The sequence below is a fragment of the Rhodococcus sp. 14-2496-1d genome, from assembly GCF_002259365.1.
Taxonomy (GTDB): domain Bacteria; phylum Actinomycetota; class Actinomycetes; order Mycobacteriales; family Mycobacteriaceae; genus Rhodococcoides.
On the sequence record NZ_NPFV01000008.1, the window covers coordinates 31,467 to 54,086 of the forward strand.

Genomic DNA, 22,620 nt, shown 5'->3' on the forward strand with positions numbered 1-22,620 from the left:
GTTGGGGGTTGGCTCTGCTGGGCGGTGTCGTGCTGTGTGTGGTGTCTGTTCTCGTCGCCATCACGCTCGGGCCCGCGAACATCTCGCTGGTCAACGTTCGCGATGTGGTGCTCAACCATCTCGGCGTCACCGATGTGCCGGTGAAAGTGTCGAAGAACGCGATCGTCTGGGAGGAGCGGCTCCCCCGAGCACTCGTCGCTGCGGCCAGTGGCGTCGGGCTCGGGATCTGCGGCGTCATCATGCAGTCGCTTCTGCGCAATCCGTTGGCGGATCCGTTCGTGCTCGGGGTGTCCTCGGGTGCGTCGACGGGAGCCGTGGTGGTCGGCGTTCTCGGTGTCGGCGGTGCCGCACTCGGTCTGTCGGGCGGCGCGTTCATCGGTGCGCTCGTTGCGTTCGGGTTGGTGCTCTTCCTTGCCCGCATGTCCGGTAGCGGAAACGACCGCGTCATCCTCGCCGGTGTCGCGACCACTCAATTGTTCTCGGCGCTCACATCTTTCGTGATCTTCGCGTTCGCGGACTCCGACGAGACCCGCGGCGTGATGTTCTGGCTCCTCGGATCGTTCGAGGGAGTGCGATGGAACGACGTCGTGCTCTGTGTGACCGTTGCCGGTATCGGCGCAGTGGTCTGTTGCTACTACGCGTACGTGCTCGACGCATTCGCGTTCGGAAACTCGGTGGCGTCCTCGCTCGGCTTCGACGTCAAGAAGGTGCGCCTGGCACTGCTCGTGGGAACCGCCCTGATCACTGCGACACTCGTCAGCGTGGCCGGTGCCATCGGTTTCGTCGGCCTCATTCTTCCGCACGCGGCGCGACTGTTGGTGGGGCCCAACCACAGCCGCCTCGTGCCCACCACTGCCGTCATCGGCGCGATCTTCATGGTGTGGGTCGACGCCGTCTCCCGAGTCGCCTTCGCCCCGACCCCACTGCCGGTCGGCGTCGGAACAGCACTGGTCGGCGTCCCTGCCTTCATCGCAATCATGGCTCGCAAGAGAGGAATTCGATGACACTGCACGCGTCGAACGTCTCCTGGAAGCGCGGCGGCGCACTCGTGGTCGACGGAGTGACGCTGCACCCGGCACCCGGCCGAACGGTTGGCCTGTTGGGGCCCAACGGTTCCGGTAAGTCCTCGCTGCTCCACCTGCTGGCCGGGGCCGCGTCGCCCACCTCAGGCGTCGTCGAGTTGGACGGTGCCGAGCTCGGTTCGCTCAAACGCAAGCACATCGCTCGCGCCGTCGCGGTCGTCGGACAGCACGCGCACACGGACGTCGACGTGACGGTCGGCGATGTCGTGCGTCTGGGACGGATCCCCCATCGCGGGGCGTTCGGCGGTAGCGACCTCGACGACGACGCAGTGGACGACGCGCTCGCGCAGACCGGACTCACCGACAAAGCGGATCGGTTGTGGCGCACGCTCTCCGGTGGTGAGCAGCAGCGGGCGCACATTGCACGCGCACTCGCCCAGCAGCCTCGCGAGATGTTGCTGGACGAGCCGACCAACCACCTCGACATCCATCACCAGCTCGAATTGCTGGCCCTCGTCGCCCGTCTGCCGATCACCAGCATCGTCGCGCTGCACGACCTGAATCTGGCCGCGATGTTCTGCGACGAGGTGCTCGTGCTCCAGGACGGCAAGGTCGTCGCAGGTGGCGCACCTGCGGACGTGCTGACCGAAGAACTCATCGCCGAGGTGTATCGAGTGCGGGCGCGGGTGTCGGTGGACGACGAGAACGGACGGGTGCACATCCGTTTCGATGCGGCGGCCGGGTACGAGACCGTCGAGGGTGAGCAGAACACCCGCGTGACGGCAGGCTCTCGCGGCTGATCGGAGTCGGACTGCAGTCCCGGAAGGTTGGGTGCCACGATTCGTGGTACCCCTGAACCATGAGCGAATCTTTCGGACCGGGCGTTTCGACCACGAGCCTGCCCCCATTCGGGTTCGAGTCGACCTTGGCCGACCAGGTCCCCGGCGTCACGTTGCCGTGGCAGGGCACCCACGCACCGGATCCTCGCGTTCTGATCCTCAACGACGGCCTGGCCCGGTCACTCGCGCTCGACCCTGCGTCGCTGCGCACTCCGGACGGGGCCGGCGTGCTGTCCGGATCCGTTTCTCCGACCGAGACCGCCACCGTGGCGATGGCGTACGCGGGTCATCAGTTCGGCAACTACCAGCCCTTGCTGGGGGACGGCCGAGCGCTGCTGCTCGGTGAGCTTCGCGACGATCAGGGCCGTCGGGTCGATCTGCATCTCAAGGGTTCCGGTGCCACGCCGTTCTCGCGCGGTGGTGACGGGCGTGCGGTGGTGGCAGCCATGCTGCGCGAGTACCTGATCAGCGAGGCGATGCATGCGCTGCACATCCCCACCACCCGCTCACTCGCCGTCGTCACGACCGGAGAACAGGTGGTGCGAGAGGGAGGTCCGCAGCCCGGCGCGGTACTGGCCAGGGTCGCGTCGAGCCATCTGCGGGTGGGCACCTTCGAGTTCGCTGCCCGAAGAGAGGGACTCGCGCAGACCCTCGCGGACTACGCGATCGCCCGCCACTACCCCGAATTCGTCGAGCGAGCACCCGAGGATCGGTACCTCGCATTCTTCCAGGCCGTCGTCGATGCTCAGGCGTCCCTTGTCGCACAATGGATGTCGGTCGGATTCGTGCACGGCGTCATGAACACCGACAACACGACGATTTCCGGCGAGACCATCGACTACGGGCCGTGTGCCTTTCTGGACGCCTACGATCCCGCCACGGTGTACAGCTCCATCGACCACGGTGGACGCTACGCCTACGGCAACCAACCCGCCGTTCTCGGGTGGAATCTGGCGAGATTCGGCGAAACACTACTGCCACTGGTGAATTCGACTCCCGATCTCGCGATCACCGCCCTGACCGCGGTCCTGGACACCTACGGGGATCGCTACCGACAGCACTACGGCGCCGCGATGGCCGCCAAACTCGGCCTGGACGAGGGTGCAGTCGATGGCGCTCTCGTCGACGATCTGCATCGGTTGCTCACGGATCACCGCGCCGACTGGACCCTGACTTTCCGCGCCCTCGCCGAGAACCTACGCGGAAACTCGGTGCCGTTCGACTCCCTCGTCCCACCCGACGCCTCCAGGAGTTGGCTCGAGAGTTGGAGGACTGCGGTTTCGGCTCGGGGACAGGACTTTTCATCCGTCGCCGACGGTATGGACCGCGTCAACCCAGCATACATTCCCCGGAACCACCTGGTCGACGCTGCGCTCCAGGCTGCGACTACCGGCGATCTCGGGCCCTTCGAGCGTCTTCTCGAGGTCGTCACATCGCCGTTCGACCGACACGATGACTGGGCGGATTACGCCCTGCCTGCTCCTGAGAACTTCAGTGCCGGCTTTCGGACGTTCTGCGGCACCTGAGCCGCTGCACCTGCAGGCCCCGGCAAGGGTCGTCGTGATGGACATCGCCTGCCGACCTCGTCAACTCACGAAAACCGCACCGGGTGCGGCCCACGGTGAGAGACTGTGTTGCGTGCAGACGCTGTGGCCCTGGGGTGCTCGTGCGCGATCGATGACAAACCTGCCTCCGATCGTGCTCTCGGTGTGCTAGGTCGTTCTGATCGGCGTCGGCATTCCCGTTTCGGCACATGCGGTTCCTGGTGTCGAGGGAACCGCGCGCACGTGTTCGGCACCGTCTGTCGCGGAAGCCGGTTTCGAGCGCGCAACCCCGTCCGAAGTTGGGATGGACGATAGGGCTCTCGCCGACGCGGTGGCATTGGCATCGTCACGCCTGCGTACCAACGTGCAGGTGTTTCGGTACAACTGCCTCGTCGGGGAAGGCCCATACAACGAGGCCACAGGCAACACACCGTGGCACTTGTGGAGCTCGACGAAAAGTGTGGTGTCGATGCTGGCGGGTGTGGCCACCACCTTGGGCGAACTGGACGTCGACGCGACGATCGACCGGTACCTTCCCCCAGGCCAGGGCGATGCGGCACACCGCAGCATCACGGTACGGCAGTTGTTGAACCAAAGTTCCGGGCTCGCGCAGGGGATCGTGTCGGACGGCATCCCGAGCGGCCTCGACGTGACCGTCGACGTCGCGGCCGAAGCCCTGTCTCGGCCGTTCGTCACGGCCCCAGGACAGGACTTCGCATACTCTCAACGCGGGCCGGACCTGTTGGCCTACGTTGTCGAGAACGCCGTCGGCGAAGATCTTCAAGCCTTCGCCCAGCGAGAGTTGTTCTCTCCCATCGGCATCACACCGGCCGACTATCATTGGGCGAGAGACCGCACAGGGCACACATACGGCTTTGCACTCCTGTTCATGCCGCCCAACGACTTTGCGCGACTGGGAATGCTGTTGGCTAACGACGGGTCGTGGAACGGTCGCCGGATCATCTCCCGCGATTACGTTTCCGCACTTCGCGAGCCGTCCCGGACGAACGCCTGCTACGGATTCTTGGTGTGGCTGAACCGAACACCATGCCACGGACCCAGTTTTCCGTCCGAGCAGACCGTGGAGGCTCCGCTGATGGGACCGATGCCCGATGATGCCTACGCCATGGTCGGGTTTCTGCAGCAGAACAATTTCATCATCCCCAGTCTTGGCGTTCAGGTCACGTGGAACGGTGCTTTCGGAGACGTATCGCCGGATCCGGCGACAGTGCTCAGTGCAAGTGTCAACAGCGAGCTGTATTCCAGTTTCTTCAACGCACTCGCCGCGGCATTACCGGACGCGGATATCGTGCCGCGCCCGTATCGACCGACATTCAACGTCGACATCGACCCCGCCAGCTTCCTCGACACCAGTGACCTGTTCGACAGTGTGCAGGACCCGGGATCTCATTCGACCAGAATCCCCTTCGCCGCCACCCCGCCAGGATGCCTCCTGTTCGCCTGCCTGCCGATCTCGCCTCAGACACCGCACAGAGTGGGCAAGTGAGTCCTTTTTTCGGCAGCGTGTGCGGCCGGACCTCGTTTCGAACAACGGTCTCTGCGCCGCCCTGTATGCCGATCTCGACAGACATACGGGACGTCGGTCGACCTGGCCAGGTGTACCTTTCGCGATCCCCGTACCCGCAGGTTCTATCCGGGTCGAGTGACCTCGCGGAATGACCGTGTACACCGCCGAACCGGACACTCCGTCAGGCGACGCGCTCGGCCGGCTCAGACGTCAGGTAAAGCGGTGCCGTCCGAGTCAGTGGTTCGGTCGTTGGTGGATCGGCACTGTCCGGCAGCATCATTGGGGTTAGGATCCGGTCGTGCCTTCTTCCCGTACACAATGGTCGGTCGGCGACGTCGTCATCACTCGCGTCGACGAGATTGCGTTGGAGGGGCAGGGACGGTGGCTGCTTCCCGACGCCACCCCCGAGCTCGTCGGCGCTCAACCTTGGCTCGATCCGTCGTCCACCGACGAGGACGGCGAGATTCGGGTGTCCGTGCACAGCTTCGTGGTCGATATTGCCGATACACGCGTCATCGTCGACACCGGTGTGGGAAACGGCAAGGTCCGGGAAAATCCTGCGTGGAACGACCTCGACACCGATTACCTCCAGCGGCTGGCCGGCGCAGGAGTGTCTCCGGATTCGGTCGACCTCGTGGTCACTACCCACATCCACCGTGATCACGTCGGATGGAACACCACCGTGCGAGAGGGTCTGTGGGAGCCGACCTTTCCTCGCGCCCGATATCTCACGTCCCGCACGGAATGGGACTTCTGGGCTTCCCAGGAGTTGAGCGCGGACCAGGAGCGGATGTTCGCGGACTCCATCACCCCGATCAGGCAGGCAGGACAACTCGATGTGGTCACTGCCGAATCGGCGGTCGAGATCGCCGACGGAATCGAACTGATTCCCACACCGGGCCACACCCCCGGTCATGTGTCGGTGCGGATCTCGTCGGCGGGCGAGACAGCCTTCATCACAGGGGATTCGATGCACCACCCCGTGCAGCTCGCCCACCCGAGTCTATGCTGCGGTGCCGACGTCGATCCACTTCTGGCTCGACGCACCCGAGAACTGATCCTCTCCAGCATCGCCGACACGAACACCCTCCTACTGGGCAGCCACTTCACACCGCCCACAGGCGGCCATGTAGAGAGCACCACAACGGGATTCGTTCTCGTTCCCGCTCCGGCACGGTAGCGCTGCACGGAGAAGTCGCTCTCGTTCGCGCTCGAGCGAAGGCCTGTGCGTCGATCATCACAGGCCACATACCGTCGCTCTGTCGCCGTGAGGATTGCCGCTCGAAGGGCCGCTCTCGGTTGTTCGCCGATGGGCCGAGATGCACATGCGTGAAATCGACGACCATCACCAGTCCTCCAACACCGATCGGCACCCTTACCTGATGACACTCAGCGGTTGCGTTTCTGCTCCGCCCGGATCAATCCGCCGCCGACGATCAACCGCTGGATCTCGCTGGTGCCCTCGTACAGACGCAGCAGTCGCACGTCCCGGTAGATGCGTTCGACCGGGACCTCTCGCATGTATCCGGCACCACCGTGAATCTGGACGGCGAGATCGGCGACCTTGCCCACCATCTCGGTGCAGAAGAGTTTCACCGCGGACGGCGCGATACGCCGATCGGTCTCCTGCACCCACGCCCGCGCAGCCTCACGGACCATGGCCCGGCCCGCCATCACCCCGACCTGCTGATCGGCGATCATGGCCTGCACCAGTTGGAAGTTCCCGATCGGCTCACCGCCCTGAGTGGACGCCGCCGCATGCGAGACCGATTCGTCCAGCGCACGCTGCGCCTGACCGACGGCCAGCGCCGCAATGTGTACCCGCCCCCGCGCCAGCGAGGTCATCGCCGCCTTGTAGCCGATATCGATCATGGGTCGTTCCGCAGGCTCCACTCCTGCATCGCTGTTGCCGCCAACCAAGGCGTCGGCCTCGACGCGTACGTCGGTGAAGTTCACGTCGGCCGTGCCGGATCCCTGCTGCCCCATCTTCGCGTCCTTGACACCGACCTCGATTCCCGCAGCGTCGGCGGGAACCAGGAATACCGCAATACCGTTGCCGCTCAGCGGTTTCGGATCCAATTTCGCGAAGACGACGAACATGTTCGCGATCGGCGCATTGGTGATGTACCGCTTGCTGCCGTTGATGACCCACCCGGAGCCGTCGACCGTCGCAGTGGTCTTCAGGCCCGCCGGATTGGATCCGGCCCCGTCCTCGGTCAGCGCGAAGGACGCAACGACGTCACCGGACGCCATACCCGGCAACCATGTCGCCTTCTGTTCCTCGGTGCCGAACCCCACCAGCACCTGCCCGGCAATTCCGTTGTTGGTGCCGAACATCGATCGCAACGCCAACGAGGTGTACCCGAGCTCCATGGCGAACTCGACATCCTGAATCAGATTCAGGCCCAGCCCACCCCACTCCTGCGGAAGCGCATAGCCGAACAATCCCATCTCGGCAGCCTGCGTGCGCAGATCCTCCGGGATGGCATCGGTGTTCATGATCTCGAGTTCGCGCGGGACGACACGCGACCGCACGAACTGCGAGACCTGCTTCAACACGTCGGCGAAGACGTCGTCGGGTACATCGGGATTCAGCGTGTCCATCGGACCACTATCTGTCAGAGCAACGTGATTCGTCCACTGCCGTGCGAGTGCTCGAACGACTGGAGGACCCGACGGTCGGGACTACTCCGGCCTCGTCGCGTGCGTACATCGGAGTCCTCGTGACTCTGTTGTCCATCAAGGGCTTCCCAGTGCCGGCCCCTCGGTGCGTCCGACGGCCTTGCGGTGGCCGAGTGTGGGAATGTCCAGCGGCTTGGGATGCCGCGTTCCGAAGTGGTCGGACCAGGATCGGTGGGGCCGATGCGGGCGAACGCCCTGAAATGCCAGGTACGCACCGATCGCCGGCGGCACGACATGCCGATGGCCTCGGGACGGCTCGGGCAATCGATGTATCGCACGCAGGTCTTCGGTGAACACCGACAGCAGAATGCCGTCGGCGAAGCGCTTCGTCCGACCGGGGAACCATCGCTCTTGCCAATCGAGGAACAATTGATCGACGATCTTGCGGGCACCGTCGGTGTGCTCGTACCGAGACTCGTAGTCGAAGGTCCAGCGCAAGAAGCGCTCTCGCGTCTGCGGAACATCGAGGCCCATGTACTCCCCGACCTGACGCCAGAAGTGAAAACGCGCTTCACGCTCGTTGTCGGTGAAGACGCTCAACCCGAGATGTTCGACGATGCGGTCCGGCTCGAAGGCCAGCGAACCCAATGTGTACAGCTTGTCGTCGTCGGTGATACCGAACCGCGAGTGGATCTGCTCCATGCGGTCGATGATCGATCGGCCGTATTCGCTGGAATGCCCGTGATGGAGCATCTCGCCGAAGAAGAGCAGCGTGTCGTCGTTGCGTCTGCGCACGTCGTGCATCATGTCGCCGGTACCGGTCCGGTACAGAATTCGCGCGATCGACGGAACCGCCACCTGTCGAGCGAATGCCACGGTGTACGCGGCATGGGCGAAAATGGCGTCGCCATAACGGACTTCGAGGCTCAGATGCGTGGCTTCCTCGTTGCCCACAACCGGGTCGAGTTCCTCGATCCGGCGACCGACCGCCCGCCCCGTCACCCACTTCCGAGACATCAGTGCCGCGTTCGTTGCCATGACTTACCTCCACGTTCCGTCATCGGCACCAAACAGGAACGGCACCGTTCTCAGTTCACCATGCAACTAGGAACGTCTTCGTGTCAATATGTCACCGGAGATCTGCGCCTCCGGTGGCAATTCCCCCCGTTCGCGCGCTGTGGGTCAGGACGAGGGGCGACTTTCCTGGCCCGCGGAGCTCATTCGCGGCGAAGGGCCGCACATCGTCGGCGCAGATCCTGAGTGACCGGTCAACGACGGGTTGCGGCGAACACGTCGACCGGGTGCGGCACCCGAAGTCTGCCGTCGGTGCCCGGCACCGAGACCGCGTCGAGATAGGCCCGCACGGTGCCGTACAACTCGGGAGTCAGCCGGGCCTGCACTGCGAAGTCGAGTACCTCGTCGCCGGCAGAGGCGAGGTCTACCAACGCGGCCAGAGTGGCCACGTCGTCCACTGCGATCCCGCCGTCGACGAAGGCTTTCTCGACGTCTGCACTGAACCACTGCCGGTGGCCCTCCAGCGGCGGGGCGAGAACGCCCACCAGAGCGTTGAGCGCAGCCGACGGTGCAACGGCCACCCACAGCTCACCGCCGGGCCGCAGCAGGTCGAGAGCGCTGCGCAGCGTCGCCCCCACGTCGGCGACGTAGTACATCGAGTGCACGAACAACACGACGTCGAAAGTCTCGTCGACCGGGGCGTCGCCGAAGGACGCGACGTGCGCATCGACGCTGAGCTCGGCGGTCGTCAGCGCGGCCATCCTGGCGTTGAACAACTCCACACTCCCGGGCCAGGGGTCGATACCCACGTACCGCACCGGTTCGCCGGACAGCCGCTCCACCAGACCGGCGGCGAGCCGGACGTCAAGCGACCCGTCACCGCAGCCCACCGACAGCACCGAGATCGGTCCATCCCCCATCGCTGCCAGCCGGGCGGCGAGGTGCTCGGCGATCAGACCGCGCTGGTCGGACAGTCGCTCGAAAGCGGCGTGGTCTCGGGCGTAGGAGTCGGGCGCGAGACCGGGCAGAGGCCCGGAGTCACGCCGCAGGGCGCGTAACGCGTCGAGGAACCCGGCTGCAGCGTCGCTCGACGGATACGGAGCTATGTTGGACACCACATCGAGTGAACCACGACGCACCCGGGAATGCGTTGCGGTTGGCTTCCCGAGAGGAGTGCCATGAGCAACGGAGACACGGCCGAGCGCAGTCTCGAGCACTGGAGCGAGGCCGGCCGCACGGGCATGGAGGCCTTCTACGCCCTGGCCACGGAGGACTACCACCAACTGGCACTGGCCGCCGACTGGCCCGCCCTGCTCGCCGAGCACAGCCGCGACGGCTGGTCGCTGCTCGACGTGGCCTGCGGCAGCGGCAAGTTCCCCACCGCCCTACGCCGCTACACCGATCTGTCGACGGTGCCCGAGCTGGCCTACGACCTGCTCGACCCGTCTGCGTTCTCGGTGGCCGAGGCTCGCGGAGCCCTCGGCACACCGTTCGTGCCTCGAGACGACCTGGTGATGACCCTGCAGGACCTGCCCGCGGATCGGACCGGGTACGACATCGTGTGGGCCACCCACGCGCTGTACGCCCTTCCGCCCACAGAATTGGACGCCGCAGCCGAACGATTCGTGGCTGCACTGGCCCCCGGCGGCCTCGGTTTGGTCGCCCAGGCCACGGCGAGCTCCCACTACCTGGCGTTCTACGACGCCTTCCGGGCAGGCGTGCGTGATGCGACCCCATACACGACGGCCGAGCAGGTGCGCGACGCGCTGATCCGAGCCGGCGCGGATGTGCGCGACCAGCGCGTCACGTACACCACCGGGACATCCGATCGTGTTGTCGCCGAGGGCTTTCTGCAGCGCTGCGCCTTCGACGACTCCGTGTCGCTGGAGGAGATGGAGGCTGCACCGGTGCTGGGCGACTACCTCGCCTCCTGTCGCGACGAGTCGGGTTCTTACACCTTCTCGCACGAGGCGGCCCTGCTGTGGCTCTGAACGAACCTGCGGCTCCGACGAACGAACGGCTCCCCCAGCAGAATCGCGATGGCGGTATCGACCAGGACTGGGCAGGCGACGATCAGGACTGGTGGGATTGGTACGTCACTCTGGCTGCCAACGACCAGGTGCCCGCCGAGTTGGTCGACGGGCCGGGCCTGCCGGACGTCGACGCAGCGTCCGACGAGCAGGTCGAGCATGAGCTTGCCGAGCCGTACGACCTCGACCCGGCCGCGGTCGAGTCCTTCGCCCGGGAGGCCTTCGTTCGGCTGCCCGCCGTGTTCTCCCCTGCCGTGGTACGACGCCTCGCCGAGCGCCTCGAGGAGCTACTGCGCGCCGAGCACGGCGAGAACGTCGCCGGTCGGTTCACCGCACTGGAGCAGATGTGGCTCCACGACGACCTGATGCGTGCCGTGGCACTCTCGCCCCGGATCGGCGGCCTGGCCGCGGCCTTGCTGGACGAACCGGCCGTGCGGCTCTACCACGACAACGCGCTGTCCAAGGAGCCCGGCTGTGGACGCACGCCCTGGCATCACGACGCGGAGCATTTCCCACTGCAGACCGTCCAGGCGGTCACCGCGTGGATGCCAATGTCGGCCATCCCCGGCCGAATGGGTCCGCTGTCGTTCGCGCGCGGAGCAGACGTGCTCGACGAGGTCGAAGACCTGGAGTTCGACAAGGTCGGCACGTCGTACGACGAGACCGTCGCCCAGCGCTTCGTCGAGCGCAGCGTCGCGGTGGCATCGGAGCCATTCGAAGTGGGCGACGTGTCGTTCCACTCCGCGCTGTGCTTCCACACCGCCGGGCCGAATCGGACGACACAGCCGCGCCGAGCACTGGCCACCACCTATTTCGCCGACGGGGCTCGGGTCGTGGAATCGCCGACACTGATCAGTGGCACGTGGCGCGAGTTCCTCCCCGGTGTCGAGCCCGGCGGCCTCGCGGCCTCCGAACTGAACCCGGTGGTCGGCCGCCGAGACTGAACCGGACTGCTCGCCCGAGACCCCATGCGATGGGATCGGTCGACGCTGCCGTAGTGGCGCAACAGACCCTGGCACTACCGGCACCGATGCGACCGCTCCCTTCCGAATGAGGTGGGCTGCATCGCAGACGGAGGAACCGTCAAAGTTTCTCGGCGAGTACATCGAGGTAGCTTATTTCAGGCGGCGAGGCGAAGAGTTCGTCCGCCCGTTCGCCGAGAGCCTGGCCGACCGGTCCGTTGAGATGCGTTTCACGGGCGGCGTCGTCCGGGAAAGCATCGACGATGCCGAACGTCGATGGGCCGAACCGTACCGCCAACCAGGGTCGGGTGCCGGGCTCCTGTTCGACGAGCGGTTGGGCCGACCGGAGAAACTCCTCGACTGCATCTTCCTTGCCGGGCTTGGCTTCGAGTCGGACCAGCAGTGCCTTGGTGACCATGACGATTCTCCTGTTCGAAGTGGTGGACACGGCCAAGCATCACACCTCGGACCGGCAAAGGGAAGGGCCTGCAGTCCGCGCGCGATCGAATTTGGTTTTACCCCTAGTAATCTCGCAGCCGAGAGAGGAGACTCGACCGGTAGAGGGAATAAGCACGCCAGGTGCAGCGCCGGCCGAATTTCGGTCACGTCGCGAAACATGTTGATGTGCCAACGTTTTGGGTTACCGGTCAGTTCAGTGTGCTGCTTCGAACTGCCCACACCGCGTATCGGCTCGAACATCACGATCTGTTGCACGGATACAGAAATATCGAACGACCGACACTGGCCGACGTCGACAGTCGCGACCAGGGATTCAGGCGGTCGACCTCCGTTGTACGGTGAATAATGCTGTCTACCAGCCGCATTCGTTCTCATCCCATCATTTTTCACTGCGGGTGCGTCGGCCACCTTCTCGACCTGCATTTCCCAACAGGCGTGCCGATCTCGACTCGTACCAACCAGTACAACCACCTCACTACGAAGTCTTCGCCGATGTCGGGGTAACGGACGCCGCTGTCCACATGCTCACCGGCCGGACCGATCGAAAGGAACGAGTCATGGCGACTGCTGTGGGTATAGACCTGGGCACCACCAACTCCGTCATCGCCAGCTGGCAAGGCGGCGAGCCGGTGGTGATCTCCAATATCGAGGGAGCGCGGACGACGCCGTCGGTGGTGGCCTTCACCGAGAGCGGAGAACGGCTGGTGGGTCAGCTTGCCCGACGGCAGGCGATCTTGAATCCGAAGGGCACCATCTACTCGGCGAAACGCTTCATCGGACGCCACTACGACGAGATCTCCGATGAGGCAAGAGCGGTCAGCTTCGACATCGTGGCCGGTGACAACGGCGAGGCCCGAATCGATGTGCGGGGCAAGAAGTATGCGCCGGAGGAGATCAGTGCCCTCGTACTGCGCAAGCTCGTCGACGACGCGAGCAAGTTTCTCGGCGAGAAGGTCAAGGAAGCGGTCATCACAGTTCCTGCGTACTTCAACGACGCGCAGCGCAACGCCACCAAGGACGCCGGCCGTATCGCGGGCCTCGAAGTCCTGCGGATCATCAACGAGCCGACCGCTGCGGCGCTGGCGTACGGCATGGACAAGCAGGTCCACGAAACCGTACTGGTCTTCGACCTCGGCGGCGGCACCTTCGATGTGAGCTTGCTCGACGTCGGCGAGGGCGTCGTCGAGGTTCGGTCGACGGCCGGCGACTCTCACCTGGGCGGGGACGACTTCGATCGACGCCTGGTGGACTACCTCGCCGACGACTTCCAGCAGGTGGAGAACATCGATCTGCGCAAGGACGCACAGGCGTTGCAGCGCCTTTTCGAGGCCGCAGAGAAGGCCAAGGTCGAGTTGTCCTCGGTGACCCAGGCCCAGGTCAACCTGCCGTTCGTCACCGCCGATTCGGACGGTCCCAAGCACCTCACGACCACCGTCATGCGATCGAAGTTCGAGGATCTGACGGCGGATCTCGTGGAGCGCTGCCTCGACCCGGTGAAACAGGCAATGAGTGATGCCAAGGTCACCGCCAACGACATAGACGAAGTGATTCTGGTCGGTGGTTCGACGCGCATCCCGGCGGTGCAAGCCCTGGTTCGCCGGCTCACCGGCGGCAAGGACCCCCACATGGGCGTCAATCCGGACGAAGTCGTGGCTCTCGGCGCGGCGGTTCAAGCCGGCGTGCTCAAGGGCGAGGTCTCCGACGTGCTGCTGCTCGACGTCACCCCGCTGTCTCTCGGCGTCGAGACACAGGGCGGGGTGATGACCAAGATCATCGAGCGCAACACGACCATCCCGGCCCGCCGCAGCGAAGTGTTCTCCACCGCGGAGGACGAGCAGTCCGCCGTGGATGTCGTTGTGCTGCAGGGCGAACGCGAGCGGGCCGCCGACAACCGTTCGCTCGGACGTTTCCGTCTGGAAGACATCCGGCCCGCACCGCGCGGCGACGCCCAGGTCGAGGTCACGTTCGATATCGACGCCAACGGCATCCTCAATGTCACGGCCAGGGACAAGGACACCGGCAAGGAACAGAGCATCACGATCAGTGAGCAGAGCAATCTGGACCCGAGCGAGGTCGAACGCATGCTGGCCGAGGCCGAACGGAATCGGGGCGATGACGAGGCGCTGCGCAAAGCTGTCGACGCGCGCAACGAACTCGATTCCGTTGCGTATCAGGTGGAACGGCGACTCGCCGAACTCGGTGACAGCGCGCCACCGCACGACAGGGCACGGGCCGAGATGCTGATCGCCGATGCCAGAAAGGCCGTGAAGGACGGCGCTTCGCCTGCAGATGTACAACCACTCGCCTCCGAGCTCCAACAGCTCCTCTACGGGCTCGTGCCGGTACAGGACGGCGGTGACGGACGTCAGGTCGGTGGCGCGGACGCGGCCTCGACCGATGACGACGACGTGATCGACGCCGAATTCGATCGAAGCTGAGGCACGAGATGGAAAGGGCTGCAGATCATTCGACACCCGAACCAGCGGCCGACGTCACGGAAGGAGATCGAACCGAGACGGTACCGGATCACGCCGCCACGAGTGCCGAGGAGGCTCGACTCGACGACCGCTGGCGCAGAGCCCTTGCCGATCTGGACAACCTGCGCAAGCGGTATGCCAAGGACCTGGAGCGAGAACGGGCCGCGGAGGTGACGAAGGTGTCCGCGGCGTGGCTGCCGGTACTGGACAATCTGGAACTTGCGTTGGCACATGCGGACAGCGATTCGCAGACCGTTGTCGACGGCGTCAAGGCGATCCGCGATCAGGCGGTGCAGGTGCTGTCACGGTTCGGTTTCGAGCGTCACGACGAGGTCGGAGTTCCGTTCTCCCCGCAATTGCACGAAGTGGTCAGCGTGGTGGTCCGGCCCGACCTTCCGTCCGGGACCGTGATCGACGTCGTCCGTCCGGGTTACGGAGAGGACGGACGGCAACTGCGGCCGGCGTCGGTGGTCGTCAGCCGCCCCGAGGGGTGAGCACCGATGGCGCGTGACCACTACGAATCGCTCGGAGTCCCGCGGGGTGCGAGCACCGACGAGATCCAGCAGGCCTACCGCAAGCTGGCTCGCAAGTATCACCCCGACGTGAACAAGGACCCCACTGCGGAAGACACGTTCAAGGAGGTGAACGAGGCCTACCAGGTGTTGTCCGACCCGGACACGCGGAAACGCTACGACCGGTTCGGTGCCGACTTTCGGCGTGTCCCCGAGGATTACGACGAACGGACCCGCACCAACTCGAGTGGGTACGGCGGTGGCGGGAACAGCGGCGGAGGATACGACCGCGGGAGCAGACGCGTGCACTTCGGTTCCGGTGGCGACGGTGGCGTCGATCTCGACGACCTCTTCGGGCAGATGTTCGGCGGCGGTGGCGGGTACGGGCCGATTCCCGGTGCCGATCAGGAAGCGGAACTGGCCTTGACGGTCGAGGAGGCGTACCGGGGCGGCACACGCACGCTCGGACTGGACGGACGGCAGTACGACGTCGACATTCCGGCCGGGGTCGTGGACGGCCAGCGAATTCGGTTGGCCGGGCAAGGCGGACGGAGCAATGGCGGCGCGCCGCCGGGGGATCTGTACCTCGTGGTGCGGATCGAGCCACATTCCCGGTTCCGAGTACAGGGCCGAGACATTCACGTCGACCTCCCGGTATCGCCATGGGAGGCGGTCCTCGGGGCGACCGTCGCCGTTCCCACCCCGGGTGGCGAGGCGAAAGTCAAAGTGGCCCCGGGCTCGTCGACTGGAAGGAAGCTGCGACTGCGCGGCGAAGGAATGCCGAATCCACGTGGCACCAACGGCAATCTGTACGCCGAGATCAAGGTGATGGTGCCGTCGAAACCGTCAGCACGCGAACACGCACTGTTCGAGCAGTTGGCCGCAGAATCGAACTTCGATCCGAGGACAAAGACATGAGCGACCCGAACCCGGTGGTCCGGTACGTACTGGTTCGACGCACCGAACTGTCGACCGACGCCTTCGCCGAACGTACGGGGCTGCATCCGGAACTTGCACGGAAGCTCGTGGTCCTCGGTCTGCTCGACGCCGACCGCGTCGTAGGTGGCGAAATGTTCTTCGCGCCAACCGAAGTGGCCCATGCAGCCCGCATTCGACGACTGCGGACCGGTCTCGGCCTGAACTACTCGGCAATCGGGCTCGTGCTCGACCTGCTGGAACGAATCGAGACACTCGAAGCATCTTCCCGCAGAAGGAGGACAACCACATGGACATCAGCAACCTGACCGAGAAGTCGCGCGAAGCGCTGCAGGAGGCCCAGAGCCTTGCGACCAGAATGGGTCACACCGAGGTCGACGGAGAGCACCTACTGCTCGCCTTGGTCGGTCAGCAGGATGGCTTGGTGCCCCGATTGCTCGAGCAGGCCGGTGCCGAGGTCGATGCCCTGCAATCCGATCTGGAACGTGAACTCTCGCGAAGGCCCAAGGTCAGCGGCCCCGGTGCCGGGACCGGTCAGGTGGCGATCACCCGACGCTTGTCCGTGCTCCTCGACGCCGCCGATCGAGAGGCGAAGCGGCTCAAGGATTCCTACGTGTCGGTGGAGCATCTCCTGATGGGCCTCGCCGAAGAGGGTTCGGCCACTGCGGCAGGGCGAGTACTCGCCCGTCACGGAATCACCAGGGACTCCTTCCTCACAGCGCTGACGAAGGTGCGCGGCAATCAACGCGTCACCTCGGCCAGCCCGGAAGGTGCGTACGACGCGCTGGAGAAGTACGGACGCGATCTGGTCGCCGAGGGGCGGGCGGGCAAACTCGATCCGGTGATCGGACGAGACGCCGAAATCCGCAGGGTCACGCAGATCCTGAGCCGCAAGACCAAGAACAATCCGGTTCTGATCGGCGACCCCGGCGTCGGGAAGACCGCGATCGTCGAGGGCCTTGCCCAGCGGATCGTCCGCGGCGACGTTCCGGAAGGCCTGCGCGACAGAACGATCTTCTCACTCGACATGGGTTCCCTGGTGGCCGGCGCGAAGTACCGCGGGGAATTCGAGGAGCGTCTGCAGGCGGTGCTGGCCGAGGTGAAGGCAGCCGACGGGCGGATTCTGTTGTTCGTCGACGAGTTGCATACCGTGGTCGGTGCGGGATCAGTGGGCGGTGAGGGGTCTCTCGACGCCGGCAACATGCTCAAGCCGATGCTCGCCCGAGGCGAGCTGCACATGATCGGTGCCACCACGCTCGACGAGTATCGCAAGCACATCGAATCCGATGCGGCACTGGAGCGAAGGTTCCAGACCGTCCTCGTCGACGAGCCGAGCGCCGAGGATGCCATCTCGATCCTGCGCGGACTCCGCGAACGCCTCGAGGTGTTTCACGGCGTGAAGATTCAGGACGGCGCTCTCGTCGCTGCCGTCACCCTCTCGCACCGCTACATCACCGACCGCTTTCTCCCGGACAAGGCCATCGATCTGGTCGACGAGGCGTGCGCTCGGTTGCGCACCGAAATCGATTCGATGCCGGCCGAACTCGACGAACTCACCCGGAAGGTGACCCGGCTCGAGATCGAAGATGCCGCGCTGTCCAAGGAGACCGACGGCGCGAGCAAGGCACGTCTCGACGAGCTGCGCAAGGAGCTGGCCGACCTGCGGGCCGAGGCCGATGCCCGGCACGCTCAGTGGGAGGCGGAGCGACAGGCGATCCGCCGGGTGCAAGAGCTACGGAGCGAGCTCGAGCGCTTGCGCCACGAGGCCGAGGAGGCGGAGCGCGCCTACGACCTCAATCGGGCCGCCGAGTTGCGTTACGGCGAGATCGTCGAGCTCGAACGCAGGCTCGAGTCAGCAGAGGAGCAGCTGGTCACCAGACAAGGCCGGAGCCCGTTGTTGCGCGAAGTGGTCACCGAGGACGAGATCGCCGAAATCGTGGCTGCGTGGACTTCGATCCCGGTCGCTCGGCTGCAGGAAGGCGAGCGACAGAAGTTGTTGCAGCTCGACGAGATTCTGCACGAGAGGGTCGTGGGTCAGGACGAGGCGGTGCAGCTGGTCGCGGACGCGGTGATCCGGGCGAGGTCCGGCATCCGTGATCCACGCCGGCCGATCGGGTCGTTCATCTTTCTGGGCCCGACGGGCGTGGGAAAGACCGAGCTCGCAAAAACATTGGCCGGCGCTCTCTTCGACAGCGAAGACAACATGGTGCGCCTGGACATGAGCGAGTACCAGGAGCGGCACACGGTGAGCCGGCTCATCGGGGCACCTCCCGGATACGTGGGGTACGACGAGGGCGGACAGCTCACCGAGGCGGTGCGCCGAAAGCCGTACTCGGTAGTGCTTTTCGACGAGATCGAGAAGGCGCACGCAGATGTGTTCAATACCCTGCTACAGGTGCTCGACGACGGCCGGATCACCGATTCACAAGGCAGGCAGGTCGATTTCAGGAACACGGTGATCATCATGACCTCCAACATCGGTTCCCAGCATCTCCTCGAAGGAGTCACACCCGACGGCGAGATCGAGCCGAACGCCCGCGAGCGGGTTCTCGCGGAACTGCGTGGGCATTTCCGTCCCGAGTTCCTCAACCGAGTCGACGACATCGTGCTGTTCACCCCACTCACCCTGCCCCAGATCGAGCACATCGTCGGGTTGCAGCTCACCGATCTTCGAAACCGGTTGTCGGAGCGCAGGATCGATCTGGACATCACCCCGGACGCGCGCAGGCTCGTCGCCGAACGCGGATTCGACCCGGTCTACGGTGCACGGCCATTGCGTCGGTACATCGCCCACGAGGTCGAGACCAAGATCGGTCGCGCGCTACTGCGAGGGGACATCGAACCAGGCGGCACCATCACCGTCACGGTGGTCGACGGAGAACTCGTCGTCGCGTATGCGGAACCCGCCGTCGCGGCGGCCTGAGAGGAGATGTCGCCATGGAATCGGACAAGGTGAAGTGCGCGCACTGCGGCAAGGTCAACAGGGTGCCTGCCGCAGCGGACGGGACACCCCGGTGCGGGAACTGCCACGAGCCGCTGCCGTGGATCGCCGCAGCACGGGACGAGGACTTCGCGGAGATCGCCGAACACCCCTCGGTGCCCGTACTCGTCGATCTCTGGGCGACCTGGTGCGGACCGTGCCGCATGGTCAGCCCGGCGCTCGAACAGCTCGCCGGAGAACGCGCGGGCCGGATCAAGCTGGTCAAGGTCGACGTGGATGCCGCACCCCTGACGTCCGAACGATTCACCGTCAGGGCCGTGCCGACCCTGCTGGTGATGGATCGGGGTGAGGTCCTCGCTCGGCAGGCCGGTGCAGCCCCGGTACCCCAGCTACGCGCATGGCTCGATCGAGCGCTTTCGGAGAATGCAGGCAAGGAGGCGACATCATGACGTTCGTGCCAGTGGACCCGCACGTCGATGCAATCCGGTCCGTGGTGCCCAGAACTCCGCAGGGCTGCGAAGAATGCCTCCGTCTCGGCACCCCGTGGGTGCACCTGAGGCTGTGCCTGACATGCGGGCACGTCGGGTGTTGCGACTCCTCGCCGGGCAGACACGCGAGCGCGCACGCACATGTCGTCGGTCATCCGATCGTTCGGTCGATGGAACCCGGAGAAGATTGGAGGTGGTGTTATGTCGACCGAAATTTCGTCTGAGGACGCCGGACCAGCGGTCGTCGACGAGACCACGGACGAGCACGGCGCGTTCCCGCGGCTGACGGACGATCAGGTCGCAGTGCTCGAGGTCGGTGGCACACGTCGATCGGTTCGTACCGGAGAAGTGCTGATACGCGAGGGTGCGCCCAGCAATGACTTCTTCGTCGTTCTGTCCGGCAAGGTCGCCGTTCTCGACGAGGGTGACCGGGACGGTGAACGTCGAATACTTCGCGTGCACGGACCCGGCCGCTTCTTGGGTGAGCTCGGACTGCTCGAAGGTCAGGTGGCGTTCTACACCGCCGAAGCGATCGAAGACGGCGAGCTGCTCGTCACTCCCGCCGAACGGGTGCGCGAACTGGTTGCCCACGATCCAGTGCTGAGCGATCTGATCCTGCGGGCTTACCTGCTGCGTCGACACCTGCTGATCGGGCTCGGCTCGGGGTTCCGGATCATCGGGTCCTGCTATTCACCGGACACGTTGCGGCTTCGAGAATTCGCAATGCGAAATCGATTGCCTCACAAATGGATCGATCTGGAGCGGGACGAGCGGGCGGAGCAGCTGTTGCGCAGCCTGGACATCGCCCCCGAGGACGTTCCCGTCGTCATCTGGCACGGCGAGAAGGTACTGCGCAATCCGACGAACACAGAGCTCGCCCGCATCGTCGGACTTTCCGTGCCGAACGCTGCCCAGGACGTGTTCGATCTCGTCGTCGTGGGTGCAGGACCGGCCGGACTGGCCGCATCCGTATACGGAGCGTCGGACGGGTTGAACACGGTGACACTGGAGACGATCGCCGCAGGGGGACAGGCCAGCACCTCCTCCCGAATCGAGAACTATCTGGGATTCCCGGCCGGAATCTCCGGATCCGAATTGGCCGAGCGGGCTGTGATCCAGGCCGACAAGTTCGGTGCCCGCATCCTGGTCTCGGCAGAGGTGACCGGATTGACGTCCGAAGCCGGGTACCACGTGCTCCGGCTCTCTGACGGCGGCACGGTTCGCGGCCGGTCCATCGTGCTCGCCACCGGTGCGCGCTACCGCAAGTTGACCGTTCCCGGTATCGCGGAACTGGAAGGCACGAGTGTGTACTACGCCGCCACTCATCAGGAAGCCCGCATGTGCGGGACCGACCCGGTGGCCATCGTCGGCGGCGGTAACTCCGCAGGCCAGGCGACAGTGTTTCTCGCCGAACATGTTTCGGATGTCCACTTGCTCATCCGCAATGACGATCTCGGAAAGAGCATGTCCCGTTACCTGGTCGACCAGATCGAGCACCACCCGCACGTGACCGTGCACCGCCACACCGAGGTTCGCGAGGTCCGCGGCAAGAAGTACCTCGACGAAGTCGTGGTCGAGAACAACCGCACGGGCGAACAGGCCACGATCAGAGCGCACGCCCTGTTCGTGTTCATCGGAGCGACGCCTTACACGGGGTGGCTTGCCGACGCCATCGCACTCGACGAACACGGGTTCGTCGTCACCGGTACGGACGCAGCTCTCGCTCGTGGAGACGGTGCCCTGCAGATCGGAGCAGCGCTGTGCGGGACGCTCGAAACGAGCCGACCCGGCCTGTTCGCCGCGGGCGACGTCCGCAGCGGCTCGGTGAAGCGAGTCGCATCCGCAGTCGGTGAAGGAGCGATGTCGGTACGCCAGGTCCACGAGTATTTCGAGCGACGGTGACGTGGGAAAACCGCAACCATCGCAGCCCTGACGGATCTAGTGGACACACGTACACTGAATCGAGTGGGGAAGAGAACTCAGCGCACACAGGAGTTGGGTGAACTCGCAGAAATCGCGCTTCGCGAGCTGGCATCGGCCGCGGGTGGTGTTCACGCAGTTCACTCGGCAATTGCACAACGCACATTTGCCGCCGTGAAACTCGGCGTCGGGCCGGCTGCCGTGCCGACACAGCTGATGCACGACGCGATCGCCGCCGGAACCTACGCGACCATCACAGCCGCCTGCACCGGCGCAGCCACAGCAGTCGGTGCACTGACCGGCAGTTCCGACGTGACCGGCGACGAGGTCACCGAGGACGATGCGCGGCCGTCACCGTCGCACACCACCCGCGGCGCTCAGACCATCGCCGTCCTGCACGGTCTCATCGGCGACGACATGGAGCGCAGTTCCCGGGTCCTCGCCTACCCGATGTCGATACGTGTCGACGGACGCCCGGTAGCTACCAAGTACCGCGCCCTGGCCACGGCGTTTCCCGACGCGGGAGCGCACCTCGTGGTGTTCCTGCACGGGCTCGTGGAGACCGAATCGGCATGGCGGCTCGGTGGGCGACCCACGTACGGGGAGCGCCTGGACTCAGAATCCGGAACGACCTCGATCTTTCTGCGCTACAACACCGGTCGTCGAATTGCCACCAACGGTGCCGACCTGTCGGACCTGTTGGAACAGCTCGTGCCGGCCTGGCCCGTCAGGGTTCACCGCATCACCCTGGTCGGTCATTCCATGGGCGGGCTGGTCTCGCGCAGCGCCGCACACCACTCTGCGGAGAACGGCCGCCGATGGGTGGAGCTGTTGACGGACGTATTCACCCTGGGCACACCACATCTGGGTGCGCCGCTTGCGCGCGGCGTTCACGTCGCCACGGCAGCGCTGGCAATAGCGCCCGAGACCCGTCCGTTCGCGAACCTGTTGGCGCGTCGAAGCGCCGGAGTCCGCGACCTGATTCACGGATCGATCACCGAGGACGAGGGACATGCCAGCTACGCCGACGGATTCGACGTCGGAGCGGCCGCGGACATCTCGGTTCCGGAGGGGGTGCGGCATCATCACGCGTCCGCCGTCATCACAGGAAACCCGCGACACCCGATCGGAATCTTCGTGGGCGACGGCCTGGTCCGTACCGACAGCGCCGGAGGGCGGAACAAGCTGCGTGACATAGGACTTCGTCCGGACGACGGTCTGGCGATCAACAGCGCACACCACTTCACCCTCCTCAACGACGAGAGAGTGTACGAATGGATGCGACGCGCACTGGTCGGCCCGCCTTCCGAATCGTCCCCCTGACTG

At 65.2% G+C, this 22,620-nt stretch carries 20 protein-coding genes; 16 read left to right on the forward strand and 4 right to left on the reverse strand.

The annotated features are described in order from the left end of the window. Positions 1-38 precede the first annotated feature (38 nt). The 5 genes from CH296_RS04995 to CH296_RS05015 all read left to right on the forward strand — a co-directional run bounded on the left by CH296_RS04995 (position 39) and on the right by CH296_RS05015 (position 6,113). Entirely contained in the window at positions 39-1,004 is a 966-nt protein-coding gene (locus tag CH296_RS04995) for an iron ABC transporter permease (protein ID WP_032396341.1), read from the forward strand. Further along, the gene (locus tag CH296_RS05000; protein WP_094630360.1) at positions 1,001-1,822 is read left to right on the forward strand and encodes an ABC transporter ATP-binding protein; all 822 of its coding nucleotides are present in this window, start codon (positions 1,001-1,003) and stop codon (positions 1,820-1,822) included. Before CH296_RS04995 ends, CH296_RS05000 begins: the two co-directional genes overlap by 4 nt. A 59-nt stretch (positions 1,823-1,881) precedes the next feature. Then, complete coding sequence (locus tag CH296_RS05005; protein WP_094684173.1) at positions 1,882-3,387, forward strand: YdiU family protein; 1,506 nt, start codon at positions 1,882-1,884, stop codon at positions 3,385-3,387. A gap of 322 nt (positions 3,388-3,709) precedes the next feature. Further along, positions 3,710-4,912, forward strand: coding sequence for a serine hydrolase (locus CH296_RS05010; protein WP_094684174.1), 1,203 nt, complete (start codon positions 3,710-3,712; stop codon positions 4,910-4,912). A 319-nt stretch (positions 4,913-5,231) separates the two neighbouring features. Beyond that, entirely contained in the window at positions 5,232-6,113 is an 882-nt protein-coding gene (locus CH296_RS05015) for an MBL fold metallo-hydrolase (protein ID WP_094684175.1), read from the forward strand. Between the two features lie 209 nt (positions 6,114-6,322). On the opposite strand, the gene CH296_RS05020 is transcribed toward CH296_RS05015, so the two are convergent. From CH296_RS05020 to CH296_RS05030, 3 genes are all read right to left on the reverse strand, one after another. After that, complete coding sequence (locus tag CH296_RS05020; protein WP_094684176.1) at positions 6,323-7,537, reverse strand: acyl-CoA dehydrogenase family protein; 1,215 nt, start codon at positions 7,535-7,537, stop codon at positions 6,323-6,325. A gap of 135 nt (positions 7,538-7,672) precedes the next feature. Further along, the gene (locus CH296_RS05025) at positions 7,673-8,593 is read right to left on the reverse strand and encodes an oxygenase MpaB family protein (protein ID WP_094684177.1); all 921 of its coding nucleotides are present in this window, start codon (positions 8,591-8,593) and stop codon (positions 7,673-7,675) included. Positions 8,594-8,823: 230 nt separating this feature from the next. Next, entirely contained in the window at positions 8,824-9,684 is an 861-nt protein-coding gene (locus CH296_RS05030; protein WP_143546319.1) for a bifunctional 2-polyprenyl-6-hydroxyphenol methylase/3-demethylubiquinol 3-O-methyltransferase UbiG, read from the reverse strand. A 63-nt stretch (positions 9,685-9,747) separates the two neighbouring features. Here CH296_RS05030 and CH296_RS05035 point away from each other — a divergent pair, with 63 nt between their 5' ends. Together CH296_RS05035 and CH296_RS05040 are read left to right on the forward strand one after the other, a co-directional pair. Then, entirely contained in the window at positions 9,748-10,560 is an 813-nt protein-coding gene (locus CH296_RS05035; protein ID WP_179272988.1) for a bifunctional 2-polyprenyl-6-hydroxyphenol methylase/3-demethylubiquinol 3-O-methyltransferase UbiG, read from the forward strand. Then, the gene (locus CH296_RS05040) at positions 10,551-11,543 is read left to right on the forward strand and encodes a phytanoyl-CoA dioxygenase family protein (RefSeq protein WP_094684179.1); all 993 of its coding nucleotides are present in this window, start codon (positions 10,551-10,553) and stop codon (positions 11,541-11,543) included. Before CH296_RS05035 ends, CH296_RS05040 begins: the two co-directional genes overlap by 10 nt. A 139-nt stretch (positions 11,544-11,682) precedes the next feature. On the opposite strand, the gene CH296_RS05045 is transcribed toward CH296_RS05040, so the two are convergent. Continuing rightward, positions 11,683-11,979, reverse strand: coding sequence for a putative quinol monooxygenase (locus tag CH296_RS05045; protein WP_032376247.1), 297 nt, complete (start codon positions 11,977-11,979; stop codon positions 11,683-11,685). Positions 11,980-12,577: 598 nt separating this feature from the next. Between CH296_RS05045 and dnaK the strand changes: the two genes are divergently transcribed. The 9 genes from dnaK to CH296_RS05090 all read left to right on the forward strand — a co-directional run bounded on the left by dnaK (position 12,578) and on the right by CH296_RS05090 (position 22,617). Next, positions 12,578-14,458 carry a molecular chaperone DnaK gene (dnaK, locus tag CH296_RS05050; protein WP_032396347.1) on the forward strand — a complete coding sequence of 627 codons (1,881 nt, stop codon included), beginning with the start codon at positions 12,578-12,580 and terminating at the stop codon, positions 14,456-14,458. Between the two features lie 8 nt (positions 14,459-14,466). Beyond that, positions 14,467-14,991: a nucleotide exchange factor GrpE gene (locus tag CH296_RS05055; protein WP_032396037.1), complete on the forward strand. Its 525-nt coding sequence runs from the start codon at positions 14,467-14,469 to the stop codon at positions 14,989-14,991. Positions 14,992-14,997: 6 nt separating this feature from the next. Beyond that, positions 14,998-15,927: a DnaJ C-terminal domain-containing protein gene (locus tag CH296_RS05060; RefSeq protein WP_094630354.1), complete on the forward strand. Its 930-nt coding sequence runs from the start codon at positions 14,998-15,000 to the stop codon at positions 15,925-15,927. Beyond that, the gene (locus CH296_RS05065; protein ID WP_032376243.1) at positions 15,924-16,253 is read left to right on the forward strand and encodes a chaperone modulator CbpM; all 330 of its coding nucleotides are present in this window, start codon (positions 15,924-15,926) and stop codon (positions 16,251-16,253) included. The genes CH296_RS05060 and CH296_RS05065 overlap by 4 nt, the downstream gene beginning before the upstream one ends. After that, a complete protein-coding gene (gene clpB, locus CH296_RS05070; RefSeq protein WP_094630353.1) occupies positions 16,235-18,868 on the forward strand; it encodes an ATP-dependent chaperone ClpB in 2,634 nt (877 codons plus the stop codon). Before CH296_RS05065 ends, clpB begins: the two co-directional genes overlap by 19 nt. Before the next feature lie 14 nt (positions 18,869-18,882). Then, entirely contained in the window at positions 18,883-19,335 is a 453-nt protein-coding gene (gene trxA, locus CH296_RS05075; RefSeq protein ID WP_045196849.1) for a thioredoxin, read from the forward strand. After that, complete coding sequence (locus tag CH296_RS05080) at positions 19,332-19,598, forward strand: ubiquitin carboxyl-terminal hydrolase 14 (protein ID WP_082898839.1); 267 nt, start codon at positions 19,332-19,334, stop codon at positions 19,596-19,598. Before trxA ends, CH296_RS05080 begins: the two co-directional genes overlap by 4 nt. After that, positions 19,576-21,276: an FAD-dependent oxidoreductase gene (locus CH296_RS05085; RefSeq protein WP_032396041.1), complete on the forward strand. Its 1,701-nt coding sequence runs from the start codon at positions 19,576-19,578 to the stop codon at positions 21,274-21,276. The genes CH296_RS05080 and CH296_RS05085 overlap by 23 nt, the downstream gene beginning before the upstream one ends. A 63-nt stretch (positions 21,277-21,339) precedes the next feature. Further along, on the forward strand, positions 21,340-22,617 hold the full coding sequence (locus CH296_RS05090) for a triacylglycerol lipase (RefSeq protein ID WP_143546320.1): 1,278 nt from the start codon (positions 21,340-21,342) through the stop codon (positions 22,615-22,617). The last annotated feature ends 3 nt before the right edge of the window (positions 22,618-22,620 follow it).

Bases quoted from the DNA above. Each gene is read 5' to 3' on its own strand.
- CH296_RS05010 (WP_094684174.1), top strand. From the start codon at position 3,710: ATGGACGATAGGGCTCTCGCCGACGCGGTGGCATTGGCATCGTCACGC.
- CH296_RS05060 (WP_094630354.1), top strand. From the start codon at position 14,998: ATGGCGCGTGACCACTACGAATCGCTCGGAGTCCCGCGGGGTGCGAGC.
- CH296_RS05085 (WP_032396041.1), top strand. From the start codon at position 19,576: ATGTCGACCGAAATTTCGTCTGAGGACGCCGGACCAGCGGTCGTCGAC.
- trxA (WP_045196849.1), top strand. From the start codon at position 18,883: ATGGAATCGGACAAGGTGAAGTGCGCGCACTGCGGCAAGGTCAACAGG.
- CH296_RS05035 (WP_179272988.1), top strand. From the start codon at position 9,748: ATGAGCAACGGAGACACGGCCGAGCGCAGTCTCGAGCACTGGAGCGAG.
- CH296_RS05080 (WP_082898839.1), top strand. From the start codon at position 19,332: ATGACGTTCGTGCCAGTGGACCCGCACGTCGATGCAATCCGGTCCGTG.
- CH296_RS05000 (WP_094630360.1), top strand. From the start codon at position 1,001: ATGACACTGCACGCGTCGAACGTCTCCTGGAAGCGCGGCGGCGCACTC.
- CH296_RS05025 (WP_094684177.1), bottom strand. From the start codon at position 8,593: ATGGCAACGAACGCGGCACTGATGTCTCGGAAGTGGGTGACGGGGCGG.
- CH296_RS05045 (WP_032376247.1), bottom strand. From the start codon at position 11,979: ATGGTCACCAAGGCACTGCTGGTCCGACTCGAAGCCAAGCCCGGCAAG.
- CH296_RS05065 (WP_032376243.1), top strand. From the start codon at position 15,924: ATGAGCGACCCGAACCCGGTGGTCCGGTACGTACTGGTTCGACGCACC.
- CH296_RS05005 (WP_094684173.1), top strand. From the start codon at position 1,882: ATGAGCGAATCTTTCGGACCGGGCGTTTCGACCACGAGCCTGCCCCCA.
- CH296_RS05020 (WP_094684176.1), bottom strand. From the start codon at position 7,537: ATGGACACGCTGAATCCCGATGTACCCGACGACGTCTTCGCCGACGTG.
- dnaK (WP_032396347.1), top strand. From the start codon at position 12,578: ATGGCGACTGCTGTGGGTATAGACCTGGGCACCACCAACTCCGTCATC.
- clpB (WP_094630353.1), top strand. From the start codon at position 16,235: ATGGACATCAGCAACCTGACCGAGAAGTCGCGCGAAGCGCTGCAGGAG.
- CH296_RS05055 (WP_032396037.1), top strand. From the start codon at position 14,467: ATGGAAAGGGCTGCAGATCATTCGACACCCGAACCAGCGGCCGACGTC.